This is a genomic window from Roseomonas sp. 18066, from assembly GCF_902706185.1.
Taxonomy (GTDB): domain Bacteria; phylum Pseudomonadota; class Alphaproteobacteria; order Acetobacterales; family Acetobacteraceae; genus Pseudoroseomonas.
The window spans coordinates 1-18,507 of record NZ_CACSJM010000010.1 but is presented as its reverse complement, the minus strand read 5'-3'; the positions used below and the strand labels follow the sequence as shown (position 1 = coordinate 18,507).

18 protein-coding genes are annotated in these 18,507 nt (G+C 71.0%); 9 read left to right on the top strand and 9 right to left on the bottom strand.

Annotated features, from left to right (window positions below; all coding sequences use genetic code 11):
* Positions 1-67: 67 nt before the first annotated feature.
* Genes GVN67_RS03580 through GVN67_RS03560 form a run of 5 tightly spaced genes read left to right on the top strand, consistent with a single transcriptional unit; the run spans position 68 to position 4,549 of the window.
* A complete protein-coding gene (locus GVN67_RS03580) occupies positions 68-1,117 on the top strand; it encodes an NAD(P)/FAD-dependent oxidoreductase (RefSeq protein ID WP_235034929.1) in 1,050 nt (349 codons plus the stop codon).
* Between the two features lie 28 nt (positions 1,118-1,145).
* On the top strand, positions 1,146-1,805 hold the full coding sequence (locus GVN67_RS03575) for a glutathione S-transferase family protein (RefSeq protein ID WP_159992904.1): 660 nt from the start codon (positions 1,146-1,148) through the stop codon (positions 1,803-1,805).
* Complete coding sequence (locus GVN67_RS03570) at positions 1,802-2,650, top strand: VOC family protein (RefSeq protein ID WP_235034928.1); 849 nt, start codon at positions 1,802-1,804, stop codon at positions 2,648-2,650. Before GVN67_RS03575 ends, GVN67_RS03570 begins: the two co-directional genes overlap by 4 nt.
* Complete coding sequence (locus tag GVN67_RS03565; RefSeq protein WP_159992902.1) at positions 2,647-3,447, top strand: FkbM family methyltransferase; 801 nt, start codon at positions 2,647-2,649, stop codon at positions 3,445-3,447. The genes GVN67_RS03570 and GVN67_RS03565 overlap by 4 nt, the downstream gene beginning before the upstream one ends.
* 43 nt (positions 3,448-3,490) lie before the next feature.
* A complete protein-coding gene (locus GVN67_RS03560; RefSeq protein WP_159992901.1) occupies positions 3,491-4,549 on the top strand; it encodes a glycosyltransferase family 4 protein in 1,059 nt (352 codons plus the stop codon).
* Here the strand turns inward: GVN67_RS03560 and GVN67_RS03555 are convergent.
* The 3 genes from GVN67_RS03555 to GVN67_RS03545 all read right to left on the bottom strand — a co-directional run bounded on the left by GVN67_RS03555 (position 4,530) and on the right by GVN67_RS03545 (position 8,203).
* On the bottom strand, positions 4,530-5,057 hold the full coding sequence (locus GVN67_RS03555) for a YjbF family lipoprotein (RefSeq protein WP_235034927.1): 528 nt from the start codon (positions 5,055-5,057) through the stop codon (positions 4,530-4,532). The two genes, GVN67_RS03560 and GVN67_RS03555, sit on opposite strands and share 20 nt — an antisense overlap.
* Positions 5,058-5,201: 144 nt before the next feature.
* The gene (locus GVN67_RS03550) at positions 5,202-7,223 is read right to left on the bottom strand and encodes a TRAP transporter fused permease subunit (protein ID WP_159992899.1); all 2,022 of its coding nucleotides are present in this window, start codon (positions 7,221-7,223) and stop codon (positions 5,202-5,204) included.
* Entirely contained in the window at positions 7,220-8,203 is a 984-nt protein-coding gene (locus tag GVN67_RS03545) for a TAXI family TRAP transporter solute-binding subunit (RefSeq protein ID WP_159992898.1), read from the bottom strand. The genes GVN67_RS03550 and GVN67_RS03545 overlap by 4 nt, the downstream gene beginning before the upstream one ends.
* A 168-nt stretch (positions 8,204-8,371) precedes the next feature.
* Between GVN67_RS03545 and GVN67_RS03540 the strand changes: the two genes are divergently transcribed.
* Entirely contained in the window at positions 8,372-9,064 is a 693-nt protein-coding gene (locus GVN67_RS03540; protein WP_235034926.1) for a CBS domain-containing protein, read from the top strand.
* Positions 9,065-9,180: 116 nt separating this feature from the next.
* Here GVN67_RS03540 and GVN67_RS03535 read toward each other — a convergent pair whose 3' ends face one another.
* Positions 9,181-9,960 (bottom strand): enoyl-CoA hydratase/isomerase family protein, encoded by a 780-nt coding sequence (locus tag GVN67_RS03535; RefSeq protein WP_159992897.1) that lies wholly within the window; start codon positions 9,958-9,960, stop codon positions 9,181-9,183.
* Between the two features lie 102 nt (positions 9,961-10,062).
* Here GVN67_RS03535 and GVN67_RS03530 point away from each other — a divergent pair, with 102 nt between their 5' ends.
* Positions 10,063-10,572, top strand: a complete 510-nt coding sequence (locus GVN67_RS03530; RefSeq protein WP_159992896.1) for a pyridoxamine 5'-phosphate oxidase family protein — start codon at positions 10,063-10,065, stop codon at positions 10,570-10,572.
* A gap of 50 nt (positions 10,573-10,622) precedes the next feature.
* On the opposite strand, the gene GVN67_RS03525 is transcribed toward GVN67_RS03530, so the two are convergent.
* The 4 genes from GVN67_RS03525 to GVN67_RS03510 all read right to left on the bottom strand — a co-directional run bounded on the left by GVN67_RS03525 (position 10,623) and on the right by GVN67_RS03510 (position 13,528).
* Positions 10,623-11,501: a 3-hydroxybutyryl-CoA dehydrogenase gene (locus tag GVN67_RS03525; RefSeq protein WP_159992895.1), complete on the bottom strand. Its 879-nt coding sequence runs from the start codon at positions 11,499-11,501 to the stop codon at positions 10,623-10,625.
* Between the two features lie 3 nt (positions 11,502-11,504).
* Entirely contained in the window at positions 11,505-12,428 is a 924-nt protein-coding gene (locus GVN67_RS03520) for an electron transfer flavoprotein subunit alpha/FixB family protein (protein ID WP_159992894.1), read from the bottom strand.
* A gap of 2 nt (positions 12,429-12,430) precedes the next feature.
* On the bottom strand, positions 12,431-13,177 hold the full coding sequence (locus GVN67_RS03515) for an electron transfer flavoprotein subunit beta/FixA family protein (protein ID WP_159992893.1): 747 nt from the start codon (positions 13,175-13,177) through the stop codon (positions 12,431-12,433).
* 156 nt (positions 13,178-13,333) lie between these two features.
* Positions 13,334-13,528: a twin transmembrane helix small protein gene (locus GVN67_RS03510; protein WP_159992892.1), complete on the bottom strand. Its 195-nt coding sequence runs from the start codon at positions 13,526-13,528 to the stop codon at positions 13,334-13,336.
* A 169-nt stretch (positions 13,529-13,697) separates the two neighbouring features.
* On the opposite strand from GVN67_RS03510, the gene GVN67_RS03505 reads away from it, so the two are divergent.
* Together GVN67_RS03505 and GVN67_RS03500 are read left to right on the top strand one after the other, a co-directional pair.
* Entirely contained in the window at positions 13,698-16,058 is a 2,361-nt protein-coding gene (locus tag GVN67_RS03505) for a mechanosensitive ion channel family protein (protein ID WP_159992891.1), read from the top strand.
* A gap of 170 nt (positions 16,059-16,228) precedes the next feature.
* On the top strand, positions 16,229-16,501 hold the full coding sequence (locus GVN67_RS03500; RefSeq protein WP_159992890.1) for a hypothetical protein: 273 nt from the start codon (positions 16,229-16,231) through the stop codon (positions 16,499-16,501).
* 259 nt (positions 16,502-16,760) lie between these two features.
* On the opposite strand, the gene GVN67_RS03495 is transcribed toward GVN67_RS03500, so the two are convergent.
* Entirely contained in the window at positions 16,761-18,506 is a 1,746-nt protein-coding gene (locus GVN67_RS03495) for an ABC transporter ATP-binding protein (RefSeq protein WP_159992889.1), read from the bottom strand.
* Between the last annotated feature and the right edge of the window lies 1 nt (position 18,507).

Here is an 18,507-nt window from a genome sequence, read left to right as displayed (position 1 = left end):
CGGCGCCCCCCTTTGCCGTCGCGCGGCAAAGCCTTTATGCACCGCAGCCTGACCAGGAGTCTGATCGATGGCCGTTCCCATGCCGACCGAGGCAGCGCAGCACCATGTCGCGGTCGAGGCCGATGTCGCCGTGATCGGCGCCGGCCCGGCCGGGCTCTTCGCGGTCTTCGAATGCGGCATGCTGCGGATGAAATGCGTGGTCATCGACACGCTGGAGGCGATCGGCGGCCAATGCGCCGCGCTCTATCCCGAGAAGCCGATCTTCGACATCCCCGCCCACCCCGCCATCGCCGGCGCCGCGCTGATCGAGCAGCTGGCCGAGCAGGCCGCCCCCTTCTCGCCGATCTACCTGCTGGGCCGCCGCGTCGACGCCCTGGCCGAGCAGCCGGATGGCAGCTTCCGCCTGCAGACCAGCAAGGGCGAGGTGGTGCGGGCCCGCGCCGTGATCGTCGCCGCCGGCGCTGGCGCCTTCGGCCCGAACCGCCCGCCGCTGAACGACCTGGACGCCTTCGAGGCCACCGGCGCGGTGCGCTACATGGTCTCCCGCCGCGAGGAGCTTCGCGGCAAGCGGGTGGTCATCGCCGGCGGCGGCGACTCGGCCATCGACTGGGCGCTGAGCCTGAAGGACATCGCCGCGCGCGTCACCGTGGTGCATCGCCGGCCGAAGTTCCGCGCGGCGCCGGAGACGGTGGCGCAGATGGAGGCCGCGGCCGAGCGCGGCGAGATCGACCTGGCCATCCCCTACCAGCTGCATGGCCTCGAGGGCACCGACGGCGTGCTCGACCATGTCGTGCTGGCCACCCTGAAGGGCGAGGAGCGGCGCGTCCCCGCCGACCACCTGCTGGCCTTCTTCGGCCTGTCGATGGAGCTGGGCCCGATCGCCGATTGGGGCCTCGGCCTGGAGCGCAGCCATATCACGGTGGCGCCCGCCACCTGCATGACCAGCATCGCCGGCATCCACGCGGTGGGCGACATCGCGACCTATCCCGGCAAGCTGAAGCTGATCCTGCAGGGCTTCTCCGAGGCGGCGATGGCGGCGCATGCCATCCATCCCCGCATCTTCCCCGGCGAGGCGCTGCATTTCGAATACAGCACGTCGAAGGGCGTGCCGGCTTAAGCTGCCTGCCACAACGGGGAGAACCGCCATGCCGGAAGGCCGCCTGTTCATCGGCACCAAGATGTATTCCTCCTGGTCGCTGCGCGGCTGGCTGGCCGTGCGGCTGGCCGGGATCGAGGTGGAGGAGGTGGTGATCCCGCTGGCCGGGGGCGCCACCGCGGCGATCAAGGCGGCGACGCCCGCCGGGCTGGTCCCCTACCTCGAGCATCGCGGCGCCCGGGTCTGGGAAAGCCTGGCGATCATCGAATACTGCGCCGAGCACCACCCGGCGATCTGGCCGGCCGACCCCGCGACGCGGGCCACGGCGCGCAGCATCGCCGCCGAGATGCATGCCGGCTTCCGCGGCCTGCGCCTGGCCATGCCGATGACCATCCTGAACAGCTTCCCCGGCGCCCGCCGCACGCCGGAAGCGCTGGCCGACATCGCCCGCATCGAGGCGATCTGGCGCGAGGCGCTGCTCGAATCGGGCGGCCCCTTCCTGTTCGGCGCCGCGCTGACCGGGGCCGACATCATGTTCGCCCCCGTCGCCTGCCGCTTCCTGACCTGGCAGCCGGAGCTGTCGGCCACGTCGCGCGCCTATGTCGACGCGCTGCGCGCCCATCCGCTGATCCGCCGCTGGTATGACGAGGCCGCGGCCGAGCCCGCCGAATGGCGCCTGCCGAAATACGAGACGGCGGAGCTCCAGTGACGGGCGCGGCCACGCTCGACCATGTCGGCATCTGCAGCGCCGACGGGCCGGGGCTCTGGGCGGCGATGGAGCGGCTGGGCTTCCAGCTGACGCCGATCGCCCGGCAATCGGGGCGCCGCGCCCCGGGCGACCCGGTCGAGCCGCTGGCCACCGGCAACCGCTGCGCCATGCTGCGCCAGGGGTATCTGGAATTCCTGGCGATCCTGGACCCCGACCGCTTCGACAACGGCGTCGGAAAATTCCTGGCCCGCTACACGGGGATGCATATCCTGGCCTTCGGCATCGACGATGCCGAGGCGGAGCTGGAGCGGCTGAACCGTGCCGGCCTGGCCATCCCCGGCATCGCCCATCTGGAGCGCCCGGTCGACGCCCCGGACGGCCCGCGCGCCCGCTTCTCCCGCCTGCCGCTGCCGGATGCGCCGGAAGGCCGGCTGCAGCTGATCCAGCACCTGACGCCGGAGCTGCTGTGGCAGCCGCGCTGGCTCGACCATCCAAACCGCGCCGTCGCGCTGGAGGCCGCCATCCTGGCGGTGCCGCAGCCCGCCGTCACCGCCGCGGCGCTCGCCCGCCTGACCGGCCAGGCGCTGGAGCCCGACCCGGCCGGCGGCTATGCCCTGCCGCTGCCGCAGGGGCGCCTGCGTATTCTTCCTCCGGAAGCCTTGCCCGCGGTGCTGCCGGGGGTCGTCGCCCCGGCGCTGCCCTTCCTGGCCGGCTATGTGGTGCGCACCGATGACGGCAATGCCGCCGCCCAGGCGCTGCTCGGCGACCGGCTGCATGCGGTGCCGGGCGGGCTGATGGTGGCGCCTGAGCTCGCCGGCGGCGCGGCCCTGGTCTTCGCCGCATGAGCGGCCATCTGCGGCTCGATCCCGACGCCGCGCCGCTGCCCGCGGTGGCGCCGGAATCGGCCGCCATCGGCCGGTCGCTGCGCAGCTACTACGCCCCCGGCCGCGCGGCCGAGCTCGACGCCTTCCTGGCCCGCTTCCTCGGCCCGGGCGAGCTCGGCTTCGACATCGGCGCCCATGTCGGCGACCGCACCGCCAGCTTCCGCCGCCTGGGCGCCCGGGCGGTGGCGGTGGAGCCGCAGCCGCGGCTGCAGCGACTGCTGCGCCTGCTGTTCCGCGGCGATCCGGGCGTGGTGCTGGACGCCTCGCTGATCGGCAGCCAGCGCGGCCGCGCGACGCTGCATCTGAACCGCGCCAACCCGACGGTGGCCACCGCCTCGGCCGCCTTCATGCAGGCCGCGGCCGGCGCCGAGGCCTGGCGCGACCAGGTCTGGGACAGCGCCATCGAGCTGCCGGTGACCACGCTGGACGCGCTGATCGACACCCATGGCGAGCCGCATTTCGCCAAGCTGGATGTCGAGGGCTTCGAGGCCGCGGCGCTGGCCGGCCTGTCGCGCCCGCTGCGCAGCCTGTCCTTCGAATTCACCACCCTGCAGCGCCGCACCGCCCTCGATGCGCTGCGCACGCTGGAGGCGCTGGGCGCCGACTACAGCTTCAATGCCTGCCTCGGCGAGGCGATGCGCTTCGCCCTCGACGCCCCGGTCCATGCCGGGACGCTCGCCCGCTGGCTCGAGGCGCTGCCCGAGACGGCCAATTCCGGCGATGTCTATGCCAGCCTGGAGGAAGCCCGGGTCAGCTGACCCGGCGCGCCCCCGACCTTCCGACCCGATGGGCCCGACCTGAATGACCCTGCTCGCCTTCCTCGAGCACCTCGCCTTCGCCGGCGGCCTCGCGCTGCTCTCGGCGCTGCTGGTGCGGCTGATGATCGCCTATCCGGTGCTGGACCATCCCGACCACCGCAAGGCGCATGCGCGGCCGACCCCGAAGGGCGGCGGCGTCGGCATCGTCTGCGCCTTCATCGTCGGCATGGTGGTGCTGTACCAGGTGGCGCAATTCGCCCGCATGGCCGAGCACCGCTTCATCGGCGTCATCCTGGCCGCCGTCGCCATCGGCGTGGTCGCCTTCCTCGACGACCTGCGCGACTTCCGCTTCGTGGTGAAGCTGGGGGCCCAGGCGCTGGCGGCGCTCGTCGCCATCGGCAGCGGGCTGGTGGTCGACCGGCTGGCGCTGCCCTGGGTCGGCGTGGTGGGCCTGGGCGTGATCGGCAGCCTGCTGACCCTGTTCTGGATCGTCGCCTGCACCAATGCGGTGAACTTCATGGACGGGCTGGACGGGCTGGTCGGCGGCACGCTGCTGATCGTCTGCGCCGGCCTCGGCCTGATCGCCTGGCAGGAAGGCGGCTGGTTCATCTATGCCGCCTGCCTGATCCTCGGCGCGGGCATCGCCGGCTTCCTGCCCTTCAACCTGAACCCGGCCCGCATCTTCATGGGCGATGTCGGCAGCCAGTTCCTGGGCTTCATGCTGGCGGTGCTCGGCGTCGCCGCCGCCCGGCTGGATGCCGCCCAGCTGTCCTTCCTGCTGGTGCCGCTGCTGCTCTTCGCGCTGCTCTTCGACACCGGCTTCACCCTGCTCCGCCGCGTCTGGATAGGCGAGCAGGTCAGCGCCCCCCACCGCACCCACCTGTACCAGATGGCGCAGCGCAGCGGCCTCTCCGCCCGCCGGGTCGCGGCCATCCACTGGGGCTTCGCCCTGTTCCACGTCGCGCTGGCCTTCGCCTTCCTGCGCCTGGACCCGGCGCTGAAGCCGCTGGTCATCCTGCCGCCGCTCGGGGTCCAGCTGCTGTGGCTGGGCTACGTCCTGCGCCGGACACAGAGCGCGGGGCTCAGCTGGAAGGCGGCGTGACCACCTCCAGCTGCAGCATGGCCCCATCCCCCACCCATTGCTCCGACCGCCAGATCCCGCCCGACCCCGGATCCGCCCAGTAGCGGTTGGTGAAGCGGGCGCCCGGCCCATGGCAGCGCTCGGTCACCAGCAGCGCCACCCCCTGCGGCTCCGCCTGCAGCCGGCAGTTCAGCACCAGGCCGAAGCGCATCGCCTGCGGGTCGCGATCCTGCTCCATCAGGTCGACCAGGCGCCGCAGCACCGCCGGCCGCCGGGCCAGCGCGGCCGGGTCGTCCAGCGGGTCCGGACCCTCCAGCCGGGTGCCCGTCAGCCAGTCCGGCAGGCCCGCCGTCGCCATCACCCGGGCGCCCTCGGTCGCCACCACCACCCCGCCCTGGCTGCGCCACAGCCGCGTCTCGCCATTCTGCTGCACCAGCACGGCAATCGCCTGGCCGCCGGACCAGCGCAGCCGCAAGGCGGGCACGCCATCGGTGTCGGCGGCCATCACCTCGGGCAATGGGTCGGTCACCGGGGCGCCGCCGCCGAACACGCCACAGCCCGCCAGCAGGAATGCCAACGCCAGGGTTGATTTCATGGGCGGAAAGATAAACAGAAAGGAAAAGGCCAGGGGAAGGAATTCCCCTGGACCCCATCTTTTTTCTGTCCCCTGGCGCTACAGGGCGCGGGCGACGCCCGTCGGGCCGCGCCGCTGCAACACCAGCAGCACCCCGGCCAGGCCGATGCCCAGCCAATGCGGCGCCGGCAGCATGCCGTCCAGCAGCGCCGGGAACACCATCAGCAGCCCGGCGACGATGAAGCCGGCCCGCTCGGCCAGGGTCAGCGCCCGCCGCGCCTGGCCCTGGCAGCCCGCCGCCAGCGCCGCCAGCCCGGCGGCGGCCAGGACGATCTGCCAGGCCACGTCCAGCCAGGTCATCTGCGGCGTCAGCGACAGCAGCAGCCCCACCCCCTCCGGGTCGGTGACGAAGACGAAGGGCAGCACGAAGGCCGGCAGCGTGTATTTCCACGCCTGCAGCGTGGTGCGGTACGGCCCCGCCCCGGTGATCGCCGCCGCCGCGAAAGGCGACAGCGCGGTGGGCGGCGAAACCTCTGACAGCACCGCGTAGTAGAAGACGAACATATGCGCGGCATAGTCGGGCACGCCGAGCTTCATCAGCGCCGGCGCCGCCACCACCGCCGAGATGATGTAGCTGGCCGTCACCGGCACCGCGAGGCCCACCACCCAGACGATCAGCGCCGTGTACAAGGCGGTCACCACCAGCGACCCGCCCGCCGCCTGGATGGCGATCTCGGAAAATTTCAGCCCGAGCCCGGTCAGCGTGATGCAGCCGACGATGATGCCGGCGCAGGCGCAGGTGGCGGCGATGCCGACCGCCTGGATGGCGCCCGCGGCCAGGCTGTCCACCAGGCGCTTCGGCGTCATCGCCGTCTCGCGGCGGATCCAGGACAGCGCGACGGCGACCACCATGGCGTAGAGCACCGCCAGCGTCGCGCTGTAGCCTAGCGCCATGAAGATCACGATGGCGATCAGCGAGGAGAAGTGGAAGCCGTAGCGCCGCACCAGCTGGCGCCAGGGGGTGACGACCATGGCCTCCCCGGGCGCCACGTCGCCCAGCCGGCGCTGATCCAGCTCCACCATGAACAGCAGCGAGGCGTAGTAGAGGATGGTGGGCACCACGGCCATGCGGAGGACGTCGAGGTAGCCGAGCTTCAGGTATTCGGCGATCAGGAAGGCCGCCGCCCCCAGCACGGGCGGCGAGATGATGGCGCCCAGCCCGCCCGCCGCCAGCAGCCCGCCGGCATCGTCGGCGCGATAGCCGACGCGCTTCATCAGCGGCCAGGCGACCGTGCCCAGCGTCACCGTGGTCGCCACGCCCGACCCAGACGGCCCGCCGAGCAGGAAGGAAGAAAGCACCACGGTGCGACCCGCGGAACTCGGCTTCCCGCCCGTCAGCGAGAAGGAAAAGTCGACGAAGAACTTCCCCGCGCCGGTCGACTGCAGGATCGCCCCATACAGGGTGAACAGGATGATCAGCGTGGCCGACACGTCGACGGCAGTTCCAAAAATGCCGTCGAGGGTGATGGTCAGGTGCGGGATCAACCGCTGCGCGTCGTAGCCGCGATGCGCCCAGGGCGCCGGAAGATAATTCCCGTAGAAGCTGTAGAGCATGAAGGCCATGGCCACCGCCGGCATGATCCAGCCGGTGGTGCGGCGGGTGGCCTCCAGGACGAGGGCCACCAGCAGCCAGCCGACGACGATGTCCATCGGCTCGGGGAAGACATAGCGGTCCAGCAGGTCGTCGCCGCCGGCGATCAGGTACCAGGTGACATAGAGCCCGGCCGCCACCAGCACCGCGTCCCAGGCCATGAAGCGGTCGCGGAAGCGCCGCGCCACCGGGAACAGGAAGAAGCCCAGCGCCAGCGCGAAGCCGACATGGACGAAGCGCAGCGTCGTGGTCGGCACGATGTCCCAGGCGGCCCAGAGGTGGAACAGGCTCATCGCCACGGCGATCGCGGTGGCGGCATGGCCGATCCAGCCGGTGAAGCGGTTCTGGATGCCTTCCTCTTCCTCGATCAGCCGCTCCACCTTGGCCGCCGTGTCGACGTCGAGCGCGTCGGCGTCGATCTCCGGCGGCAGGTTTCTGGGCAGCCCCGGGGGCGGCGGCGCCCCGCTCATGCCAGCTTCGCGCCCTGGGCGGTCCAGAAGGCCTCGGCGGCCTTGTGCCAGGGCACGCCGGCCGCGGCGGTCTTCTGCGCGGCCAGGGTGAAGTTGCGGCCCTCGGCATGGACGCGGCCGAGCTCCTCGCGGCCTTCCCAGGCGGTCTTCAGCAAGGCGGTGACCTCGGCCTCCGGCATCTCCTCGCGGACGGCCAGGATATTGGCCACCGACATCTGCTTGTTGTCGGTCTTCTGCCCGGGATAGGTGCCGGCCGGGATGATCTCGGGGAAATAGACCGGGCCGTATTTCTCGACGATCTTCGCGATGTAGCGCTCGTGGTCGACCATCCGGATCTGCACCCCCGGCGAGGCGCCGAGGTCGGTGATGGCGCTGGTGGGAATCCCCGAGACGAAGAAATAGGCGTCGAGCTTGCCGTCCTTCACCGCATTGGTGCTCTCGGCTGGCGACAGGCGCTCGCGCGCGCGGAAATCCTTGTCGCGGTCCAGGCCGGCGGCCTCGATCAGGCGGAAGGCCATGACCTCGGTGGCGCTGCCGGGGGCTCCGGTGGAGACCCGCTTGCCCTTCATCCCCTCGATCGTGGTGATGCCGCTGGCCACCGTCGTCACCGCCTGCATGCGGTTGGTGTAGAGCACGGCGATGGCGCGCACCGGCACCGGCCGGCCCTTGAAGCGGTCATTGCCGCGGATCGCGTCGACCGCGGCATCGACCTGGGTGAAGGCGAGCTCCGCGCGGCTGGCGCCCAGCAGCTGCAGGTTGGCGACCGAGCCGCCGGTGACCTCGACGGTGGCCGAGAGCCCTGGGATGCTGCGCGACAGCAGGTTCGCGAGCCCCCCGCCCAGCGGGTAGTAGACGCCGCCCGTGGTGCCGGTGGCGATGGACATCTGCCGCGCCTGGGCCCGCGCCCCGCGCGCGATGATCATGGGCGCGCCGAGCGCCGCCAGCCCTGCCAATACGCCGCGTCGGTCGAGCCTCGGCATGCGGATACCTCCCCAAATTTTGTTTTCTATGTGGAAAGTCTAGACCGGCCGCCGCTGCCGATGAAAGGCCTGCGACACCATCTGAAAGGGGTCGGCAGGATTGATGCGGATCAAGGCGCCACCGCTTGGATCGGCGCAGCATGCCGGCATTGGAGAGGAGCCAAGGACATGCGTCCGCTCACCGCCCGCGAGCTGATGACCGCCGACGTCGTCACCGTGCCGCCGGAAACCCCGGTCATGGCCATCGCCCAGCTGCTGGCCGATCGCGGCATTTCCGCCGTGCCGGTGCTGGGCGCCGATGGCAAGCTGCGCGGCATCGTCACCGAGGCCGATCTGATCCGCCGCATGGCCGGCGGCCATGGCGAGATCGGCCTGCTGCGCCAGCTGTTCACCGACATGGACCAGCTGGCCAACCGCTACGCCGCCACGCATGGCGCGACGGCGGCCGAGATCATGACCGTCGACCTGGTCACCGTCAGCCCGGAGACCCATGCCGGCACCATCGCCGAGCTGCTCGAGGAGAAGAAGATCCGCCGCGTCGTGGTGGTGGAGGAGGGGCGGCTCTGCGGCGTGGTCAGCCGTGCCGACCTGCTGCGCGCGCTGGTCGCGCCGCCGCTGGAGCATGGCGAATATTCGGATGAGCGGCTGCGCCGCGCCGTGCAGGCCGCGATCAAGCGCGAGCCCTGGGCCGAGACCTTCTTCACCCTGATGGAGGTCAAGGACGGCGTGGTCGAGCTGCATGGCTTCAGCCGCAGCGCCGCCGTGCAGCGCGGGTTGAAGGTGCTGATCGCCGAGGTGCCGGGCGTGACGGGCGTGGTCGACAAGACCCAGCCCATGCCGAGCACGCTTTTCGCCGCCTGAGGCCCGCAGGGTCTCGACGGCGAAAGGGCGCCGGGAGGATGGGGGCGTCCTCCCGGCTTTCTTGTCAGGCTGCCGTTGCCTCGGGGTGAGGCGGGACGCGGCAGGCTGGCGCGGCGCTACTTCCCCGCGAAGACCGCCTTGCGCTTCTCCAGGAAGGCCCGCACGGCGTTGCGGAAATCCTCGGTGCGGGCATAGCCGCCGGCGGCGGCGAACTGCTCGGGCGCGATCGGCATCGGGCCGCGCAGCTCGCGCAGCGCCTGCTTGTGGAAGCGGTTGGACAGCGGCGCGCCCTCGCAGATGCGCCGCGCCAGGGCCTCGGCCTCGGCGAAAATCTCCGCATCCGGCACCAGGCGGGTCAGCAGGCGGCGCGACAGGGCCTCGGCGCCGGTCAGGACGCGGCCTTCGATCAGGATCTCGCAGGCGGTCGGGTAGCCCACGACCTCGCGCAGCATGTCGAGCGCGACATAGGGGTACCAGATGCCCAGCTTGCGGGCCGGGATGCCGATCTTCATGCCTTCGGCGCCGAGGCGGAAGTCGCAGGCCAAAGCCAGCCCGGCGCCGCCGCCCATGCACCAGCCGGAAATGGCGGCGACCACCGGGTGGCGGCAGGCGCGGATGGCGGCCACCGCGCCCTCGAAGCCGCCGACCAGGCGGGGGTCGCGGGGCGGGTAGGCGCCGGCCTCGAAGCCGCCGATATCGGCGCCGGCGCAGAAGGCGGCGTCGCCCGCGCCGCGCAGCAGGACGCAGCCCAGGGAGGGGTCTTCCGACAGGTCGCGGAAGGCTTCCTCCATGGCGTCCCACATGGGCTCGTCCAGGCAGTTGCGCTTCTCGGCGCGGTCGATGGTGACGGTGGCGACCGCCCCGTCGCGGGTGATGCGGATCTTGTCGTGCGGCATGGCGGGGGACGGTGCGGGCGGGCAACGGTCCTGTCAATTGCCGGATGGGCAACCCGGGCCGCGCCCGGCGGTTCTTCCCTCGACACAACTGGGAGAAACAGGATGGCCACCGACCGCAACGAGGACGAGATGCGCGTGAAGGTCCGCGAGATGATCGCGGAGATCGGCACCGCCATCTTCACCACCATCGACGAGGAGGGCCGGATGCATGGCCGTCCGATGCGCACGCAGAAGCCGGACAAGGATGGCCGGACGCTGTGGTTCTTCACCCGCGCCGACAGCCCCAAGATCGGCGAGCTGGCGCAGGATGACCGGGTGCTGCTCGGCTATGCCGATACCAGCAACCAGGACTACGTCTCGATCTACGGCTCGGCGCGGGTCGTGAAGGATGTCGAGCAGAAGAAGGCGTTGTGGACCGAGGGTCTGCGCACCTGGCTGCCCGAGGGTCCGGAGAGCGCCGAGGTGGCGTTGATCGCCGTGACGATGGAGGGTGCCGAGTATTGGGACGGCGTCTCGTCCGGCCTGCGGTTCGCCTATGGCTATGCGCAGGCGGTGGTGACCGGCAAGCCCGACAACAGTGGCGAGAACGCCAAGGTCTCGTTCCACCACTAATCAGATAAAAAGAAGATGGGGGTCCGGGGGAATTCTTCCCCCGGCCTCCCTTATCGCGTCGGCTTCGGCGGGGTTTGCGAGTAGTCGTAAAACCCCTTTCCCGTCTTCCGCCCCAGCCACCCGGCCTCGACGTACTTCACCAGAAGCGGCGAGGGACGGTACTTGCTGTCCCCCATGCCCTCATGCAGCACGCGCATGATCGCCAGGCAGGTATCCAGCCCGATGAAGTCGCCGAGCTCGAGCGGCCCCATCGGATGGTTGGCGCCGAGCTTCAGGGCCGCGTCGATCGAGCGGACGTCGCCCACGCCTTCCTGCAGGCTTTGCACCGCCTCGTTGATCATCGGCACCAGGATGCGGTTGACGATGAAGGCGGGGTAGTCCTGGGCGACCGCCGTCGTCTTCCCCAGCTTTTCCGCCAGCGCCGCCACGGCCTCGAAGGTCGCGTCGGAGGTTGCGATGCCGCGGATGATCTCGACCAGCTTCATGACCGGGACCGGGTTCATGAAGTGCATGCCGATGAAGCGTTCCGGCCGGTCGGTCGCCGCCGCCAGCCGGGTGATCGGGATCGAGGAGGTGTTGGAGGCCAGGATCGCTTCCGGCTTCAGCACCGCGCAGACGGCCTTGAAGATCGACAGCTTGACCGCTTCCCGCTCGGTGGCCGCCTCGATGACGATGTCGCAATCGGCGAGCAGCGCCATCTCGGTGCCGGTGCGGATCCGCCCCAGCGCCGCGTCCTTCGCCTCCGCCGTCAGGCCCCCCTTGGCGACCTGGCGGTCCATGTTCTTGCCCATGGTCGCCAGCGCCTTGGGCAGGGCCTCGGCGCTGACATCGACCAGCACGACGGACAGCCCGGACAGCGCCGCCACATGGGCGATGCCATTGCCCATCTGGCCGGCGCCGATGACGCCGACCGTCGCGATGTCAGCCATGGGTCAGCCCAGCTCCGCTTCCAGCTCGGGGATCAGCTTGAACAGGTCGCCGACCAGGCCGTAATCGGCCACCTGGAAGATCGGCGCCTCCTCGTCCTTGTTGATGGCGACGATGACCTTGCTGTCCTTCATGCCGGCCAGGTGCTGGATGGCGCCCGAGATGCCGACCGCGATGTAGAGCTCAGGCGCGACGATCTTGCCGGTCTGGCCGACCTGGTGGTCGTTCGGCGCGTAGCCGGCATCCACCGCGGCGCGCGAGGCGCCGATGGCGGCGCCCAGCTTGTCGGCCACCTTGTCGAGGATGGCGAAGTTCTCGGCCGAGCCCATGGCGCGGCCGCCGGAGATGACGACGCGGGCGGCGGTCAGCTCGGGCCGCTCGCTCTTGGCGATCTCGGCGCCGACGAAGCTCGACAGGCCGGGATCGGCGGCGGCGGGCGCCGCCTCGATGCTGGCGCTGCCGCCCTCGGCCGCGGCCGGGTCGAAGGAGGCGGCGCGGATGGTCGCCACCTTCTTCGGGTCCGACGACTTCACGGTCGCCAGCGCGTTGCCGGCATAGATGAAGCGCTTGAAGGTGTCGGCATCGACCACGCCGGCGACGTCGGTGACGATCTGCACGTCGAGCAGCGCGGCGGCGCGGGGCAGGATGTTCTTGCCCTGGGCGCTGCCGGGGGCCAGCAGGTGGGTGTAGCCGGGGGCCAGCGCCACCAGCAGGGCGGCGGCGGGCTCGGCCAGCGCCTGGGCATAGGCGGCGCCGTCGGCCTGGATCACCTTGGCCACGCCGTCGACCTTGGCGACGGCGGCGGCGGCGGCGGCATCGCCCAGCACCAGGACATGCACCTCGGCGTCGATCTGCTTCGCGGCGGCGACGGCGCTGCGGGTCGGCTGGCTGACGGTCGCGCCCTGGTCGGCGAGAACGAGAACGGCCATGGTCAGATCACCTTCGCTTCGTTGCGCAGCTTCGACACCAGCTCGGCGACGGACGCGACCTTGACGCCGGCCTGGCGCTTTGGCGGGTCCTCGACCTTCAGCACGGTCAGGCGCGGGGTGACGTCGACGCCCAGATCCGCCGGCTTCAGCGTCTCCAGCGGCTTCTTCCGCGCCTTCATGATGTTGGGCAGCGAGGCGTAGCGCGGCTCGTTCAGGCGGAGATCCGTCGTCACGATGGCGGGCAGCTTCAGGCTGACCGTCTCCAGGCCGCCATCGATCTCGCGGGTGACGCGGGCGGTCTCGCCGGCGAGCTCCAGCTTGCTGGCGAAGGTGCCCTGGCCCCAGCCGAGGAGCGCCGCCAGCATCTGGCCGGTGGCGTTCATGTCGTCATCGATGGCCTGCTTGCCCATGATGACCAGGCCGGGCTGCTCGCGCTCGACCAGCGCCTTCAGCAGCTTGGCGACGCCCAGCGGCTCGGTGCCCTCGGCCTCGACCAGGATGGCGCGGTCGGCGCCCATGGCGAGCGCCGTGCGCAGCTGCTCCTGCGCCTGGGCCGGGCCGACGGAGACGGCGATGATCTCGGTGGCGCCGCCTTTTTCCTTCAGGCGCACGGCTTCCTCGACGGCGATCTCGTCGAAGGGGTTCATCGACATCTTGACGTTGGCGGTCTCGACGCCGGTGCCGTCGGCCTTGACCCGCACCTTGACGTTGTAATCAACCACCCGCTTGACGGGGACGAGAAGCTTCATCGCCGGGCCGTGTCCTGCTTTCTGGGTTTATGCTGGCGCCCGGCCCCGCCCGGCCAGGCCGGACAGCGCAGGGCACCGACCCCCTCCCCGGGGGCCGTGTGGCGTTGCAGCAGGGAGCCTAGGCGGGTGGCCCTGCCGAGGCAAGGTGACCCCGGCTTAACCCCGCATCGCCAGCATGAGCAGCAGGAACAGGCCGATCGACAGGCCCTGCAGCGTCACCCGCCAGCGCATCAGCTTGTTGGAGCGGTGCGGGTCGCCATCCTCCCGCGCCAGGCCGATCATGCCGGCGAACATCACCCCGAGGGTGGCCAGCATCGAGACGACGAGAAGCACGGTGAGGGTGGTGACCATACCCTGTCAGTTAGCACCGTTGCGGGGGTGGGCAAGGCTGGGCTGGTGGTACCGGGATGCGCTATCGTCGCGAATGACACAGGTTTCATCCGCAGTTCCGCGAACCGGTCCACCCTCGCCGCGCTGCAAGGCTTGACCGCGGGGGGTGGTTCGGCTTCCGGTGCGGCCCATGCGCCTCCTGCCCCTTCTGCTGGCCTTCTTCCTGACGCTGCCGGGCCTCGCCCCGCGCGCCATCGCCCAGGCTCCGGCCGCGCCGCCGGCCGCCGCCGTGCCGGCGGGGGAGGCGCAGCGGCTGCTCGGCCTGCTGCGCGACGACGCCCGGCGGGCCGAGCTGCTGCGCACGCTGGAGGCGCTGGCCGCCGCCGAGCGCCAGCGCCCGCCCACAGCCACACCCGCCGCGCCCGGCCCGGCCGCGGCGCCGGCCCAGCCCGCGCCGCCGCCTGCGGCCGCCGCGCCGCCCGCCGCTGCCCCGCCAGCCACGGCGGCGGCCACGGCCGAGCAGCTGCTGGCGCCCAACACGCTGGGCGGCCAGCTGCTGATCGGCGCCTCGCAGCGGCTGCAATGGCTGTCGGAGCAGACGGTGCGCGCGGCGGAGGCCATCACCGACCTGCCGTCGCTGGTCTCCTGGTTCAGCGCCTCGGTGCGCGACCCGGTGACCCAAGCGCGGCTGGCGGACGCCTCGTGGAAGCTGCTGCTGCTGTTCGGGCTGGGCGTGCTGGCCGAATACCTGACCTACCGGGCGCTGGCCGGGCTGCGCCGGCGGCTGGACGCCATGGCGCCGCAGCAGCTGCATGGCTGGCAGCGGCTGCGGCGGGTGCCGCTGGTGCTGGGGCGGCTGCTGCTGGACCTGGTGCCCATCGGCGCCTTCGGCGTGGTCAGCTACGGGCTGATCGGCGCGGTGCAGCCGCTGCCGACGACGCAGCTGGTGCTGCTGACCGCCAACAACGCCTATCTGATCGGCCGCATGGCCATGGCGCTGAGCCGGATGCTGTTCTCGCCGGCGTCCAGCCACCTGCGGGTGCTGCCCTGCGCCGACCTCACCGCGGCCTATGTCTCGGTCTGGCTGCGCCGCATCGTGGTGGTGCTGATCGCCGGCTATGCGGTGGCCGAGGCCGGGCTGCTGTTCGGCCTGCCCTGGGGCGCCTATGACGCCATCCTGCGGCTGGTGCTGCTGGTGGTCTCGATCTTCCTGGGCATCATCGTGCTGCAGATGCGGGTGGCCGTGGCGCGCGTGCTGCGGGCGCCGCCGCTGAAGGAAGGCGACGTGCCCAACCGCACCCGCCGCAGCCTGCGCCGCTTCCGCGACTGGCTGGCCGAGGTCTGGCACGTGCTGGCGCTGCTGTACCTGGTGGCGCTGTGGGGGGTCTGGGCGCTGGAGATCCGCGACGGCTTCTCCCGCCTGCTGCGCGCCAGCCTGTTCACCCTGCTGGTGCTGGCGCTGGCCAAGGTGCTGGACATGCTGCTGCGCCGGGCGCTGGCCGGCAGCTTCCGCATCTCGGCCGACATGGCTGGCCGCTACCCGGCGCTGGAGCAGCGGGCCAACCGCTACCTGCCGCTGCTGAAGGGCGGCGTGTCGCTGGTGCTGACCCTGCTGACGCTGCTGACCCTGCTGGAGGTCTGGGGCATCAATTCCTTCGGCTGGTTCTCGCGCGGCGCGCTGGGCAGCCAGCTGCTGTCCTCGCTGATGTCGGTGGGCTTCACCATCGCCCTGGCGGTGCTGATCTGGGAGGCGGTGAACGCCGCCATGCAGCGCCACCTGGAGAAGCTGTCGCGCGACGCCACCGCCGCCCGCAGCGCCCGCGTCCGCACCCTGATGCCGATGCTGCGCACCACGCTGCTCGTGGTCATCCTGCTCTTCGTCGGCTTCAACATCCTGACCGAGCTTGGCGTGAACGTGGCGCCGCTGCTGGCCGGTGCCGGCGTCATCGGCCTGGCGCTGGGCTTCGGCTCGCAGAAGCTGGTCCAGGACGTCATCACCGGCATTTTTCTGTTGTTTGAAGACGCGATGGCCGTCGGCGACGTGGTGAACCTCGGGGGGAAGAGCGGCGTCGTCGAAAAACTCTCCATCCGGTCGATCACGCTGCGCGACCTGGATGGCAGCGTGCACATCATCCCGTTCAGCACGGTCACGGCCGTGACCAACATGACCCGCGACTTCTCCTTCGCCGTGCTGGACGTGCAAGTCTCCTACAGCGAGGACACCGACCGGATCGTCGGGCTGCTGACCGGCCTGTGCCAGGAGATGCGCTCGGAAGCCAAGTGGGGCCTGGTGATCCGCGACGAGATGGAAGTGCTGGGCGTCAACCAGCTGTCGCCGGACGGGCCGATCATCCGGGTGCGGATCAAGACCGAGCCGATCCAGCGCTGGAACGTGGCGCGCGAGATGAACCGCCGCATCAAGCAGTGCTTCGATCAGAACGGCATCGAGATCCCGGCCGCCCGGCAGAAGCTGGTCTTCGAAGGCCAGCCGCCCATCCGGCCGATCGCCCCGCCGCAAGGGCCGGTGATCGAGGCGCCGCAAGGGGGCTGATGCCCCCTTGTAAAGCGCGGGTCCGAGTGCTTATCCTGTGGATATGTGCCGCATTCGGACCCTCCGGATCATTATTAGCGGCCCGGCTGCCTGAGCGCCCTGCGGGGGGCAGCAGCCGGGAGTAACCCCGCACGCCTTCCCTGATCCGCGACGCTCCGGAAAATTTCCCCATGTCAGACAATTCGATGACCGCCGCCCGCTTCACCGTGGTGGCCGAAGCCTATCCAGGCCTGCTGTCCCGCGTGCTGGAACCCTTCGCCAAGCGCGACCTGACCCCCGACCGCGTCCGCGCCCAGCGCGAAGGCGATCTACTGCGCGCCGAAGTGGCGCTCGACGCCATGCCGGTGGAGATGATCCACCTGGTGGCCGGCAACCTCGGGCAGATCGTCGGCGTGCTGAAGGTCGAGGCGATGGAAGGCCGGCGGATCCGGCTGGTCGCCTGAAGCGAAAATATTGAAAAGGCTGGGGGAATGAATTCCCCCAGACCCCCATCTTTTTTCTGATCTGTTGGCCGTTTTCAGGCCAGTGCTTCGCCGGCAGCGGTCCTGCGGCGGGACGCCGTTTGAAGACATCAGCGCTCGATCGAAGGTCGTGCTGACGATTGGCCGTTTCACGTACTGTCTTCACGTGGACACGGCAGTCACCGCAAAGAAAAGAAGGGGTCCAGGGGAATTCATTCCCCTGGCCTACCCCTGTATTTTCTTACTCCACCGCGAACGCCTGCGTCCGCACCATCCGCGCATAGAGCCCATCGGCCGCCACCAGTTCCGCATGGCGCCCCTGCTCGATGGCGCGCCCGTCCTGCATCACCACGATGCGGTCGGCTTCCTGGACGGTGGCCAGGCGGTGCGCCACGACCAGGGTGGTGCGGCCTTCGCGCAGGGTTTCCAGGGCGCGGCCGATGGCGGCCTCGTTTTCGGCGTCGAGGGCGCTGGTGGCCTCGTCCAGCAGCAGCACCCGCGGGTTGCGCAGCAGGGCGCGGGCGAGGGCGATGCGCTGGCGCTGGCCGCCGGACAGGCGCGACCCGCCGGAGCCCAGCACGGTGTCGTAGCCCTGCGGCAGGCTGGCGATGAAGTCGTGGGCGGCGGCGGCGCGGGCGGCGGCCTCGACCTCGGCGCGGCTGCTGCCGGGGTGGCCGCAGGCGATGTTGGCCAGGGCCGAGTCGTCGAAGATCACCGCATCCTGGCCGACATAGGCGATGGCGGCGCGCAGGCTTTCCAGGGTGACCTCGCGGATCTCGGCGCCGTCCAGGGTGATGCGGCCCTCGGTCGGGTCGTAGAGGCGGGGCAGCAGGGTCAGCGCCGTCGACTTGCCGGCGCCCGAGGGGCCGACGAGGGCCACCGTCTGGCCGGGCTCGGCGGTGAAGGACAGGCCGGACAGCGCCGCCTGGTCGAGGCCGGTGTAGCGGAAGCCGACCTGCTCGAAGGCCAGGCGGCCGGGGCCTTCGGGCAGGGGGGCCGGCCCGCCGGCGATGGTCGGGCGGCGGTCCATCACGGTGAAGACGCGGATCAGCCCGCCGAAGCCTTCCTGCAGCGCGGCGTTCAGCGAGCCGAGCGCCCGCATCGGCCGGGTCGCCAGCAGCAGCGCGGAGATGAAGCCGGTGAACTCGCCCACCGTGCCGCGGCCGGTCGAGACCTTCCAGCCGACGAAGGCCAGGACGCCGGCGACGGCCAGGCCGCCCAGCGCCTCCAGGATCGGGTCCAGCTTGCTGCGGGTGCGGATGATCGACAGCAGCGAGTCGCGGAGTGCTGCGAAGGCGCGGCCGGCGCGGGCCTCCTCCTGGGACTCGAGGCCATAGCTGCGCACCACCCGGGCGGAGGAGAAGCTTTCGGTCAGCATGGCCGCCGTCTCGCCCACGCGTTCCTGCATGCCGCCCGAGGCGCGGCGGATCCGCTTGCCCAGCCGCGTCACCGGCACCACGGCGATCGGGTAGAGCAGCAGCAGGATCAGGCTCATATGCCAGTCCAGCCAGACCATGGCGGCGACCAGGCCGATGACCGTCAGCCCGTCGGCGAGGGCGTTGATCGCCTTGGTCAGCGCCTCGCGGATCGCCTGGGCATCGGCGGTGAAGCGGGCGGCGTGGCGGGCCGGGGCCTCGGCGGTCAGCACCGCGAAGTCGGACCGGGTCAGCGCGCGGAACAGGTCGTTCTGCAGGCTTTCGATCACCCGCAGCACCACGGCCTGGACGGCGACGGCCTGGCCGTATTGCGCCAGCGACTTGGCGGCGGTCAGGGCGATGATGGCGGGCGGGATCAGCCAGACGATGCGGTTGTCGCCGGCGGTGAACAGGTCGAAGGCCTGCTGGATGACCAGCGGGTAGAGCCCGGTGAAGCCCGCCAGCGCCGCGGTGCAGAGGAGCGCGAGGGCGATGCCCGCGCGATGGTGGCGCACATAGTGCCGCCACAGGCGGGCGAGCAGGGCGCGGGTGGTCTCGGGGCTGTCTCTTATA

Bases quoted from the DNA above. Each gene is read 5' to 3' on its own strand.
- GVN67_RS03580 (WP_235034929.1), top strand. From the start codon at position 68: ATGGCCGTTCCCATGCCGACCGAGGCAGCGCAGCACCATGTCGCGGTC.
- GVN67_RS03575 (WP_159992904.1), top strand. From the start codon at position 1,146: ATGCCGGAAGGCCGCCTGTTCATCGGCACCAAGATGTATTCCTCCTGG.
- GVN67_RS03565 (WP_159992902.1), top strand. From the start codon at position 2,647: ATGAGCGGCCATCTGCGGCTCGATCCCGACGCCGCGCCGCTGCCCGCG.
- GVN67_RS03560 (WP_159992901.1), top strand. From the start codon at position 3,491: ATGACCCTGCTCGCCTTCCTCGAGCACCTCGCCTTCGCCGGCGGCCTC.
- GVN67_RS03550 (WP_159992899.1), bottom strand. From the start codon at position 7,223: ATGAGCGGGGCGCCGCCGCCCCCGGGGCTGCCCAGAAACCTGCCGCCG.
- GVN67_RS03545 (WP_159992898.1), bottom strand. From the start codon at position 8,203: ATGCCGAGGCTCGACCGACGCGGCGTATTGGCAGGGCTGGCGGCGCTC.
- GVN67_RS03540 (WP_235034926.1), top strand. From the start codon at position 8,372: ATGCGTCCGCTCACCGCCCGCGAGCTGATGACCGCCGACGTCGTCACC.
- GVN67_RS03535 (WP_159992897.1), bottom strand. From the start codon at position 9,960: ATGCCGCACGACAAGATCCGCATCACCCGCGACGGGGCGGTCGCCACC.
- GVN67_RS03530 (WP_159992896.1), top strand. From the start codon at position 10,063: ATGGCCACCGACCGCAACGAGGACGAGATGCGCGTGAAGGTCCGCGAG.
- GVN67_RS03525 (WP_159992895.1), bottom strand. From the start codon at position 11,501: ATGGCTGACATCGCGACGGTCGGCGTCATCGGCGCCGGCCAGATGGGC.
- GVN67_RS03520 (WP_159992894.1), bottom strand. From the start codon at position 12,428: ATGGCCGTTCTCGTTCTCGCCGACCAGGGCGCGACCGTCAGCCAGCCG.
- GVN67_RS03515 (WP_159992893.1), bottom strand. From the start codon at position 13,177: ATGAAGCTTCTCGTCCCCGTCAAGCGGGTGGTTGATTACAACGTCAAG.
- GVN67_RS03510 (WP_159992892.1), bottom strand. From the start codon at position 13,528: ATGGTCACCACCCTCACCGTGCTTCTCGTCGTCTCGATGCTGGCCACC.
- GVN67_RS03505 (WP_159992891.1), top strand. From the start codon at position 13,698: ATGCGCCTCCTGCCCCTTCTGCTGGCCTTCTTCCTGACGCTGCCGGGC.
- GVN67_RS03500 (WP_159992890.1), top strand. From the start codon at position 16,229: ATGTCAGACAATTCGATGACCGCCGCCCGCTTCACCGTGGTGGCCGAA.